General features: G+C 71.6%; 9 protein-coding genes and 1 pseudogene. 8 read left to right on the top strand and 2 right to left on the bottom strand.

Annotated features, from left to right (window positions below; genetic code table 11):
- Both R6V09_RS36310 and R6V09_RS36305 read left to right on the top strand, forming a co-directional pair.
- Positions 1–551 (top strand): annotated as a pseudogene (locus R6V09_RS36310) (M20 peptidase family dipeptidase); the annotation flags it as partial.
- 80 nt (positions 552–631) lie between these two features.
- On the top strand, positions 632–1,957 hold the full coding sequence (locus R6V09_RS36305; RefSeq protein ID WP_317885726.1) for an MFS transporter: 1,326 nt from the start codon (positions 632–634) through the stop codon (positions 1,955–1,957).
- 27 nt (positions 1,958–1,984) lie between these two features.
- Here the strand turns inward: R6V09_RS36305 and nirD are convergent, their stop codons facing one another.
- Both nirD and nirB read right to left on the bottom strand, forming a co-directional pair.
- The gene (nirD, locus tag R6V09_RS36300; protein WP_317885725.1) at positions 1,985–2,335 is read right to left on the bottom strand and encodes a nitrite reductase small subunit NirD; all 351 of its coding nucleotides are present in this window, start codon (positions 2,333–2,335) and stop codon (positions 1,985–1,987) included.
- Positions 2,332–4,947: a nitrite reductase large subunit NirB gene (gene nirB, locus R6V09_RS36295; RefSeq protein WP_317885724.1), complete on the bottom strand. Its 2,616-nt coding sequence runs from the start codon at positions 4,945–4,947 to the stop codon at positions 2,332–2,334. The genes nirD and nirB overlap by 4 nt, the downstream gene beginning before the upstream one ends.
- Positions 4,948–5,205: 258 nt before the next feature.
- Between nirB and R6V09_RS36290 the strand changes: the two genes are divergently transcribed.
- The 6 genes from R6V09_RS36290 to R6V09_RS36265 all read left to right on the top strand — a co-directional run.
- Positions 5,206–5,727 (top strand): hypothetical protein, encoded by a 522-nt coding sequence (locus R6V09_RS36290; RefSeq protein ID WP_317885723.1) that lies wholly within the window; start codon positions 5,206–5,208, stop codon positions 5,725–5,727.
- A gap of 9 nt (positions 5,728–5,736) precedes the next feature.
- Entirely contained in the window at positions 5,737–7,029 is a 1,293-nt protein-coding gene (locus R6V09_RS36285) for a sensor histidine kinase (protein ID WP_317885722.1), read from the top strand.
- 15 nt (positions 7,030–7,044) lie between these two features.
- Positions 7,045–7,692, top strand: a complete 648-nt coding sequence (locus R6V09_RS36280) for a response regulator transcription factor (RefSeq protein ID WP_317885721.1) — start codon at positions 7,045–7,047, stop codon at positions 7,690–7,692.
- Positions 7,693–7,995: 303 nt separating this feature from the next.
- On the top strand, positions 7,996–8,502 hold the full coding sequence (locus R6V09_RS36275) for a SigE family RNA polymerase sigma factor (protein ID WP_317885727.1): 507 nt from the start codon (positions 7,996–7,998) through the stop codon (positions 8,500–8,502).
- A gap of 11 nt (positions 8,503–8,513) precedes the next feature.
- Complete coding sequence (locus R6V09_RS36270; protein ID WP_317885720.1) at positions 8,514–9,062, top strand: hypothetical protein; 549 nt, start codon at positions 8,514–8,516, stop codon at positions 9,060–9,062.
- Positions 9,063–9,126: 64 nt separating this feature from the next.
- Positions 9,127–10,060: dolichyl-phosphate beta-glucosyltransferase (locus R6V09_RS36265; RefSeq protein WP_317885719.1), on the top strand; the 934-nt coding region annotated here is incomplete at its 3' end.

The raw sequence follows: 10,060 nt of genomic DNA, 5'->3' as shown, positions 1-10,060 counted from the left end.
AGGGCTGGGGCGAGCCCGGACTCTCCGGCGCCGAACGGCTCTACGCCTGGAACACCCTCGAAGTCCTCGCCCTCGGCGCGGCCGACGCCGACCGGCCGGTCAACGCGATCCCCGGCACCGCCCGCGCGGTCCTTCAGCTCCGGTACGTCGTCGGCACCGACGTCGACACGGCCGCCGAGACCGTCGCCCGGCACCTGGCCGCGCACGGGTACCCGATGGTCGACGTCCGCGTCCTCGGCAGCTTCGCCGCGAGCCGCACCCCGCTCGACGACCCGTGGGTGAGCTGGACCCGGACCACGCTGGAAGAGGTCACGGGCGGCCCGGTCGCCGTACTGCCCAACATCGGCGGCTCGCTGCCCAACGCCGTCTTCACCGACATCCTCGGCCTGCCGACCCTCTGGCTGCCCCACTCCTACCCCGGCTGCCTCCAACACGCCCCCGACGAACACCTGTTGGCGTCGATCGCCCGCGAGGGCCTGGTCCTGGCGACCGGCCTCTTCCACGCACTCGGCCACCCGCCCACGGAACGGCCGCTCCCCACGCACGCATAGCGCCGACCGCCCCACCCGATTCTCGGCACCCGCACCCCGTCCGGCACACCACTCCCCAACTCCCGCCGGAAGGACCCCCGATGACCGCTCCGTCCCCCCAGCCGACCCAGCCCGCCCAGTCCGCCCACCCCGACGGCACCCGAGGGCCCGGCCGCCCCACCGCACGACGTGCCGTCGCGGCGGCCACCATCGGCAACGCGCTCGAATTCTTCGACCTCGCCCTGTACGCGCTGATGGCGTCGTACATCGGCCGTACGTTCTTCCCCGGCGGCAACCCGGGTGTCCAACTGGTGCAGGCCTACGCCGTGTTCGGCGTGACGTATCTGATACGGCCGCTCGGCGGGCTGTTGCTCGGTGCGTACGCGGACCGCAACGGCCGTAAGAAAGCACTGGTGTTGTCGATCCGGCTGATGGTGCTCGGCACGCTGCTGCTCACGGTGATGCCCGGCTACGCGACCCTCGGGATCGCGTCGACCCTGGGGATCGTGGTCGCGCGGCTGATCCAAGGGTTCGCCGCCGGGGGCGAGTTCGGGGCGGCGACCTCGTTCCTGGTCGAGCACGACGACCGGCGCAAGAGTTTCCTCGGCAGCTTCCAGTTCGCCGGTCAGGGCCTGTCCACGCTCATGGCGGCGGGCTTCGCTGCGGCTCTCACGGCGCTGCTGTCCGACGCCCAGATGACGTCGTGGGGCTGGCGGGTGCCGTTCGCGTTCGGGCTGCTGATCGGCCCGGTGGGCTATTTCGTACGCCGCTACATGGACGAATCCCCGGCAATGGCACCGGAGTTGGCGTCAGCCGCCCCGACGCCCTCCCCGATCGTGTCGGTCTTCCGGCACCACTGGGGCGGGCTGCTGATCGCCGGCGGTGCGCTGATCGTCTCGACGGCGCTGAACTTCATGCTCCAGTACCTGCCGACGTACGGCATCGGCCAACTGGGCCTGGACGCCTCGCTGTCGTTCACGGCACTGCTCATCGCCGGTGCCGTCCTGACCTTCGTCACCCCGCTCGTGGGGCTGCTGGGCGACCGCCACGGCAGGCTGCGCATCATGATCCCGGCCGCGCTGCTGATCGGCGTGAGCGTGGTGCCGCTCTTCCTGTGGCTGAACGCCTCGCCGTCCTTCCTCACCCTCGCGCTGTGCACCACGATCCTCGCCCTGCTCAAGGCGGTGTACTTCGGCACGCTGCCGTCGGTGATGGCCGACGTCTTCCCGGCCCGGGCCCGCGCGACGGGCCTGTCCTTCAGCTACAACACCACGGTCGCGCTCTTCGGCGGCTTCACACCGACGATCGCCGCGGCCCTCATCGAGACGACCGGTTCGCCGGTGTCACCGGGCTACTACCTGCTGGCCACGGCCGTGTTGAGCACCACGGCCCTGACGGTCGCGCTGCGCACCGGCCGGATCCGGTGACGGGGATGGGGATGGGCGGCGCGCATGTCAGTGCGCCCGCACCTCGTACGTCGCCACCCGCACCGACGCGTCGTCCAGGCACTCCCCGGAGACCAGGTCGAAGCGCTGCTTGAGCAGTGGCGAGGCGACGAACGGGCGGCCCTGGTGGGTGCCGGTCAGGCCGCGGGAGAGGACGGCCGCACCGCTGAAGGGGTCGCGGTTGTCGATGCCGTAGAGGGTGCCGGCACGATCGCGGAACAGGGCGACCTGGCGGCCGTCCGGCAGCAGGGCCGCCACCCCGCGGCCGGGGGTGAGCCGGTTGAGGTCGCAGACCGTGAACCAGCCCTCGGCGAGCTGGAGTTGGACCTTCAGGTCGGTCGTCTCGGGAGCCAGGGTCATCGCTGGGCGCTTCCTTCCAGGACGTCTGCGGTCTGCTGGGGCCGCATGCCGATCGTCAGCAGCGGCAGGTCGGGCTTGATCTGGTCGCGCTCGGGGACGAAGCCGACGACCGGGTCCGGGGTGTCCGGCGCGTTCACGAAGGACACGAACCGGCCCAGCTTCTCGGGGTCGTTGATGGTCTCGGCCCACTCGTCGCGGTACCCGGCGACATGCGCGGCCATCAACGACTCCAGCTCCCCGCAGATACCGAGCGAGTCCGCCACGACCACGTCACGCACATGGTCCAGGCCGCCCGGAATCCGCTCCAGCCACACGCTGGTGCGCTCCAGCCGGTCGGCCGTGCGGATGTAGAACATCAGGAACCGGTCGATCAGACGCACCAGTTCGGCATCGGACAGGTCCTTCGCCAGCAGGTCCGCGTGGCGCGGGGTCGCGCCGCCGTTGCCGCCGACGTAGAGGTTCCAGCCGCCGGCGGTGGCGATGATCCCGAAGTCCTTCGACTGGGCCTCGGCGCACTCGCGGGCACAGCCGGAGACGGCCGACTTGAGCTTGTGCGGGGAGCGCAGGCCCCGGTAGCGCAGCTCCAGGTCGATCGCCATCCGCACCGAGTCCTGGACGCCGTAGCGGCACCAGGTCTGCCCCACACAGGACTTGACGGTGCGCAGGGCCTTTCCGTACGCGTGCCCGGACTCGAAGCCGGCGTCCACCAACCGGGCCCAGATCAGCGGCAGTTGCTCCACGCGGGCGCCGAACAGGTCGATGCGCTGGCCGCCGGTGATCTTCGTGTAGAGGCCGAAGTCCCGGGCCACCTCGCCGATCACGATGAGCTTCTCCGGGGTGATCTCACCGCCGGGGATGCGCGGGACGACCGAATAGGAGCCGTTCTTCTGCAAGTTGGCGAGGAAGTGGTCGTTGCTGTCCTGCAGGGCCGCCTGTTCGCCGTCCAGGACATAGCCGCTCGCGCCGATCGTCGGGGCGAGGGACGCGATGACCGAGGCGACCGTCGGCTTGCAGATCTCGCAGCCGTCGCCGCCCCGGGCGCTCTCACGGCCGTAGCGGTCCAGCAGGTCCTGGAAGGTGTTGATGCGGAGCGCGAGGGCGATCTCGTACAGCTCCTCGCGGGTCTGCGCGAAGCAGCCGCACAGGCCCTTGTCGACCTCGACGCCGTTCGCCTCCAGCTCGGCGGTGACCAGCTGGCCGAGCACCTTGACGCAACTCCCGCAGCCGGTACCGGCCTTGGTGCACTTCTTCACCTCGGGCACGCTCGTGCAGGAGTGCTCGGTGACCGCACCGCGGATCGCGCCCTTGCTGACGTTGTGGCAGGAGCAGATGACCGCCGCGTCGGGGAGGGCGGAGGGACCGAGCTGGACGGCCTCCCCGGAACCGGCCGGCAGCACCAACTGCTCGGGGGAGACGGGCGGTACGGACCCCGTGAACGCGCGCAGCGTGCCGTACGCGTCCGCGTCGCCGACCAGGATGCCGCCCAGCAGCTCGCCGCCCCGGCCGATCACCAGCTTCTTGTACGTCCCCGCCCGCGCGTCGGAGTAGACGACGTCGAGGCAGTCCGCGGTGGCGCCGTGCGCGTCGCCGAAGGACGCCACGTCCACGCCGAGCAGCTTCAGCTTGGTCGACAAGTCCGCCCCGGTGAAGGCGGATTCGTCCTGCGCGATGGTCGCCGCGACCGTCTCCGCCTGCTCGTATCCGGGCGCCACCAGGCCGTACACCCGGCCGTCCGCCGCCAGCGCGCACTCGCCGATCGCGAAGACATACGGGTCGGTGACCGTACGGCACTGCTCGTCGACCGCGATACCGCCGCGCTCGCCGACCGACAGCCCCGATTCCCGGGCGAGTTGGTCGCGGGGGCGGACACCGGCGCTGAACACCACCATGTCGGTGGCGAGTTCGGAACCGTCCGACAGCTTCATGCCGGTGACGGCTCCGTCCGCGTCCGCCACGATCTCCTGCGTACCGGTCCCCGTGTGGACCGTAAGACCCATGTCCTCGATCGTGCGCAGCAGGGCCGCGCCGCCGCCCGCGTCGACCTGCACCGGCATCAGCCTGGGCGCGAACTCCACGATGTGCGTGGCCAGTCCGAGCCCCTTGAGCGCACCGGCGGCCTCAAGGCCGAGCAGCCCACCGCCGACCACCGCACCCGTCGTGGCCCGCGACTTCGCGTACGCCTCGATCGCGAGCAGGTCCTCGATCGTGCGGTAGACGAAACAGCCGTCGGAGTCCTTGCCCGGCACCGGCGGCACGAACGGGTACGAGCCGGTGGCGAGGACGAGGCTGTCGTACTCGACTGTCAGTCCGGAGCGGGCCGTTACCGTCTTCGCCGCCCGGTCGATCGTCTCCGCGGGGTCGCCGACGTACAGCTCGATGCCGTGGTCCTTGATGAACTCGGCGTCCGTGAGCGACAGTTCCTCGGGGGTGCGGCCCGAGAAGTACGAGGTGAGCTGGACGCGGTCGTAGGCCGGACGCGGCTCCTCGCACAGCACGACCACACGGTGCGTGGCGGTCAGGCCGCGCTCGGCGAGCGCTTCGAGGAAGCGCTGACCGACCATGCCGTGGCCGACGAGCACGATGGTGGGCACCACACGCGGATTCGAGGTCATGTCCAGGAGCCTGCGACTCCGGTGTTACCCGACCGCATCACATCTGTTTCCCGTGAGGAACGCTGCCCTCAGCGGGAGCGCGCGGGGGGTGTGAGGGTTCCGGGCGAGCGCCGGGGGAGGAGTGTGAGGACGGGTCGGGCCGCGCCGGTTCGGTTAACCGAACCCCGCACTTCCGTGCAGGCACCATCGTGTACGGCGGGCGGCGGCGGAACGCTGGAGACATCGGTTTTCAGCGGTTCACGCCCAGGAGGCAGCCCCATGAACGGTGTCCGACAGGCACAGACAGAGGCACAGGCACAGGCCCACGACACGGCGGCGGTGCGGATGTGGCGGGTCGCCCGCGAGCCCTTCACCGCCGCCACCTGGCGCCGCACCGCCTACGCGGTACTCGCGCCGCCGGTGAGCCTGGCGTGCGTCCCGCTCTCGCTGCTCGGCGCTCCCACCGCCCGCTGGCAGCGCGGCCTCGTCCACCGCTTCCTGGACAAGGACATTCCCGGCACCGCACGGCGCGGCGGCCTGCTCCACGCCCTCCTCGCCACCCCCCTCAACCTCCTCACCGCACTCATCACGGTCTACGGCTGGGCGATCGTCCCCATGAACCTCGGCTGGCCGCTGCGCGCCGGCTCCGACCACTCCGGCGCGTGGGGCGGCCCGACCTTCGCCGGGGCCTGGGCCTTCCACGCCGTCCTGGGCGGCATCGGCTTCCTGCTGCTGATGCCGTGGGTGGTGCGGGGGCTGACCGCCGTGCAGGTCCGTGTCGCCGGCTCGCTCCTCTCCTAGGTTGATCCCATGCCGAGCCTCCGCTCCCGCCTCCGTACCCTCGCCGTCGCCACCTTCGGCCGCCGCGCCCTGGCCGCCGTCCTCTACGGCGTGATCGCCCTCCCGCTCGCCCTGGCCGGCTGTTTCCTCACCCTCGTCGGGCTGGCGTTCGGCGGGGCGCTGTCGGTGACCACGCTGGGGCTGTGGCTGCTGGCCGTCACCGTGCGGGGCGCGTCGGCGCTCGGCGCGGTGCAGCGCGGGCTCGCGCGGAGCCTGCTCGGACTGGAGATCGAGCAGCCGGGCGTACCCGGTGGGAGCGGGATCCTCGGCTGGCGGCGGGGCGTACTGCTGGACCGGACGGGTTGGCGGGCCGTCGGCTGCGCGCTGCTGACACCGTTCACCGCCGTCTTCGCGTACGCGGCCGTCGTCATCGGATATGTCTACGGCGTCCTGCTCACCCTGCACCCGTTGCTCAAGCGCTGGAACTACAACACGGTGCACAGCGCCGACGGCTCCACGCGCCACGTGTCACTGGAGTTCTTCGGGCACCAACTCGACTCCTGGCCGCGCTGGTTGATCCCGTTCGCGGCCGGACTGCTGTTGCTGGCCGTCGCACCCCTCCTCCTCCGTTACGCCCTCGGCCCGCACCGCGCCCTGCTGACCGTGCTGCTCGGCCCCGACGCCGCGACCCGCCGTATCCGCACCCTGGAGGAGACCCGCGCCCGAGCCGTCGACGACGCCGCCGCCACCCTCCGCCGTATCGAACGCGACCTGCACGACGGCACCCAGGCCCGCCTGGTCTCCCTCGCCATGCAGCTCACCATGATCCGCGAACTGGTCACCACCGACGCCGGACCCGACCGCGTGCTGGCCGTCGTCGACACCGCCCGGGGCAACGCCACCCAGGCCATCACCGACCTGCGCCACCTGGTCAAGGGCATCCATCCGCCCGTACTCGACGAGGGCCTGCACTCCGCGCTGACCACCCTCGCCGCCGACAGCGCGCTCCCGGTCGCCCTCACCACCGACATCGGCACCCGCCCCACCCCGGCCGTCGAGACCATCGCCTACTTCTGTGCCGCCGAGCTGCTCGCCAACGCCACGAAGCACGCCCACGCCACGGCCGCCACCGTCGACGTCACCGCCCGCCACGGACTCCTGCGCCTGCGCGTCACCGACGACGGACAGGGCGGCGCGATGCTCGGCGCCGGGTCCGGACTCACCGGCCTGCTGGCCCGGGTCCGTACCGTCGACGGCACACTGACCTGCGACAGCCCGCGCGGAGGCCCTACGGTGGTCACGGTCGAGCTGCCCCACACGTGAACGGAGCTGCGCCGTATGCGCGTCGTCATCGCCGAGGACTCGGCCCTCCTGCGCGACGGCCTGGTCCAGCTGCTCCAGCTGCGCGACGTGGAGGTGGCCGCGGCGGTCGGCGACGCGGAGTCCCTGCTGACCGCGGTCGCGGCCCACGCCCCGGACGTCGCCGTCGTGGACATCCGCCTCCCGCCCACCCAGACCGACGAGGGCGTACGGGCGGCCGTACGACTGCGGGAGCAGCACCCGGCGACCGGCGTGCTGCTGTTCTCGCAGTACGTGGAGACGGCCCACGCGGCTCAACTCCTCGGCAACCCGGCCGGGTTCGGGTATCTCCTCAAGGAACGGGTCGTGGACATCGGCGAGTTCGTCGGCGCGCTGGAACGCGTCGCCGCCGGCGGCACCGCGCTCGACCCCGAGGTCGTCGCCCAACTCTTCGGCGCCGCCCGCCGATCCACCGCCCTCGACACCCTCACACCCCGCGAACGCGAGGTCCTCGCGCTGATGGCGGAGGGCCGCACCAACCACGCGATCGCCACCGCGTTCACGGTCTCCGAGCGGGCGGTCGAGAAGCACGTCGCCAACATCTTCACCAAGCTCGACCTGCCACCGTCGGAGACGGGAAACCGCCGGGTGCTCGCCGTACTCCGCTATCTGGAGGGCGGGCGCTGAAGCCCGGCCAAGAACAAGCCCACCTCGTACCACCTGCGCGGGCTGCGGCCCCGCCCTGTTCCGGGAAACACCGTCCGGCCCGCGAACCCCAGCCCTGGCAGGAGATGCAGCGGCCACACGATCACGACGGCGTCCACCGTGTCCGGCGCGAAGGGAAGCCGCGTGGCGTCGCCGCACACGACACCTCCCGGCGCCTGCCGCCCCCACCCCGTGATCCAGATCACGGCGCCCAAGTGCATCGCAGCAGGTACCCCACTGCCTTTTACACGGTGTAGGCAACCAGTGGGAGCAGAGACAGTGCGCATCGAGCAGGGTCAGGCGGGTGAGTTCGAGGAGTTCGTGGCGGCCCGCTGGTCGGCACTCCTCCATCTCGCACGTCTGCTCGTCGGCGGCGACCGGCATCGGGCCGAGGATCTGGCGCAGGAGTCCTTGGTCAAGCTCTGGTTCGTCTGGCCGACGGTCTCCCAGGACGCGCCGGAGGCGTACGTCCGCAAGGTGATGGCCCGCGCGGCGGCGCGCTCGGGCCGGCGGCGCTGGTGGGGTGAGCGCCCTGTCGAGCGGCTGCCCGAGGGGGCGGTGACCGGGGACGTGTCCGCCGATGTGGCGGAGCGGTCCCGGCTGGAGGCCGCGCTCGCCCAGTTGTCGCCGAGCCAGCGCGCGGCCGTGGTGCTGCGCTACTACCAGGACCTGCCCGAGGGCCAGGTGGCGGAGGTGCTCGGGTGTCCGGTGGGCACCGCGCGCTCCCACGCCTCCCGGGGAGTGGCACGACTGCGACAGATCTTGACCGACGCCAGCGAGCCGACCCGGTGAAGGAGGACCCCATGGATCAAATGGATCCATTCGAGCGGCAGTTGGCGCGGATGATGCACGACACACACGAGCCCGTCCCCTTCGAGCCGCGGCACCGCGAACGTCTCCATGAAGGAGTACGTGTCCGTCGCCGGACCAGGGTGGTGCGCAGGACCGTCGGCTGCGCCCTGGCCGTCGTCGGCGTAAGCATCGGGCTGCTCCTGCTGCCCGGCGGTCCGGCCCGGGTCCAGCCCGCCGAGCCCCACCCGAGGCCGGCGACGAGCCCGACGCCCACCGGCTCCGCCGCGACACCGGGGGAGACCCCGACCGCTCCGCCCACCTCGTCCGCCACGACATCCCTGGTCGACCCCGGCGCCACGACTTCCGACACTCCCACGGCGCCCGCCACGACCGGGAGTCCGGCCACGGCCACGGCAACTACCCGGGAGGACACGGGCGTTACGACACCGCCCGACACCTCCTCGACACCTTCGGACACGGCGACCGCGGAGAACCTGAGCCAGAACACGCCGTCGTCCATCACCACGTCGATCACCGTCTCGCCCGGCTCCGGTTCCTGAACCCACCCCCGCCACCGGTGCCTTCGGCATGCCCAAAAGCAGAGCACAGAAAGGTCAAACCGTGATGAATGACAAGTCACTCAGGCCGGCTGACGTGATCAGCCGGCTACCGCGACGCACACCGGTGCCGACGCATCACCCCGGCCCCGTCCTGGACGTGGTGGTCCCGGTGTTCAACGAGGAAACGGATCTGGAGCCGAACGTGCGCCGGCTCCACGCCCACCTGACCGAGGCGTTCCCGTATCCGTTCCGGATCACCATCGCCGACAACGCCAGCACGGACCGCACCCCGCGGATCGCCGCCCGCCTGGCCGCCGAACTGCCCGGAACCGAGTGCCTACGGCTGCCCGAGAAAGGCCGGGGCCGGGCACTGCGCGCCGCCTGGTCACAGTCGCCGGCGCCGGTACTCGCGTACGTGGACGTCGACCTCTCCACCGAACTGGCCGCGCTCCTGCCCCTCGTCGCCCCGCTGATCTCCGGCCACTCCGACATAGCCATCGGCACCCGCCTGGCCCCCGCCTCCCGGGTGGTGCGCGGCCCCAAACGGGAGGTCACCTCCCGCTGTTACAACGCCCTGCTCCGCTCCACCCTCGCCGTCGGCTTCTCCGACGCGCAGTGCGGGTTCAAGGCCGTACGGCGTGATGTCGCCGAAGTGCTGCTGCCCCTGGTCGAGGACACCGGGTGGTTCTTCGACACCGAACTGCTGGTCATCGCCGAGCGGGCCGGACTGCGTATCCACGAGGTGCCGGTCGACTGGGTCGACGATCCGGACAGCCGGGTCGACGTCCTCGCCACCGCGCTGGCCGATCTGCGCGGAATCGCCAGGATCGGCGGAGCACTGGCCCGCGGCACGCTGTCACCGGCCGCACTGCGATTCGACGCGCATGACGCCGCCGCCGCGCCAACTGAACCGGCCGCCCAACTCACCAGCGCGCAGCCCGGACCGGACGTACAGCCCACGCGGGCGCAGGCGGGAGAGGCTGCCCGACTCACTCCCG

Origin of the sequence: Streptomyces sp. W16 (genome assembly GCF_033194735.1) — a bacterium.
In the GTDB taxonomy this organism is placed as follows: Bacteria; Actinomycetota; Actinomycetes; order Streptomycetales; family Streptomycetaceae; genus Streptomyces.
This window is presented reverse-complemented; position numbering and strand designations above follow the sequence as displayed.

Excerpts from the sequence above, each read along its gene's own strand:
- R6V09_RS36280 (WP_317885721.1), top strand. The coding sequence starts at position 7,045 with ATGCGCGTCGTCATCGCCGAGGACTCGGCCCTCCTGCGCGACGGCCTG.
- R6V09_RS36290 (WP_317885723.1), top strand. The coding sequence starts at position 5,206 with ATGAACGGTGTCCGACAGGCACAGACAGAGGCACAGGCACAGGCCCAC.
- R6V09_RS36305 (WP_317885726.1), top strand. The coding sequence starts at position 632 with ATGACCGCTCCGTCCCCCCAGCCGACCCAGCCCGCCCAGTCCGCCCAC.
- R6V09_RS36285 (WP_317885722.1), top strand. The coding sequence starts at position 5,737 with ATGCCGAGCCTCCGCTCCCGCCTCCGTACCCTCGCCGTCGCCACCTTC.
- nirD (WP_317885725.1), bottom strand. The coding sequence starts at position 2,335 with ATGACCCTGGCTCCCGAGACGACCGACCTGAAGGTCCAACTCCAGCTC.
- nirB (WP_317885724.1), bottom strand. The coding sequence starts at position 4,947 with ATGACCTCGAATCCGCGTGTGGTGCCCACCATCGTGCTCGTCGGCCAC.
- R6V09_RS36270 (WP_317885720.1), top strand. The coding sequence starts at position 8,514 with ATGGATCAAATGGATCCATTCGAGCGGCAGTTGGCGCGGATGATGCAC.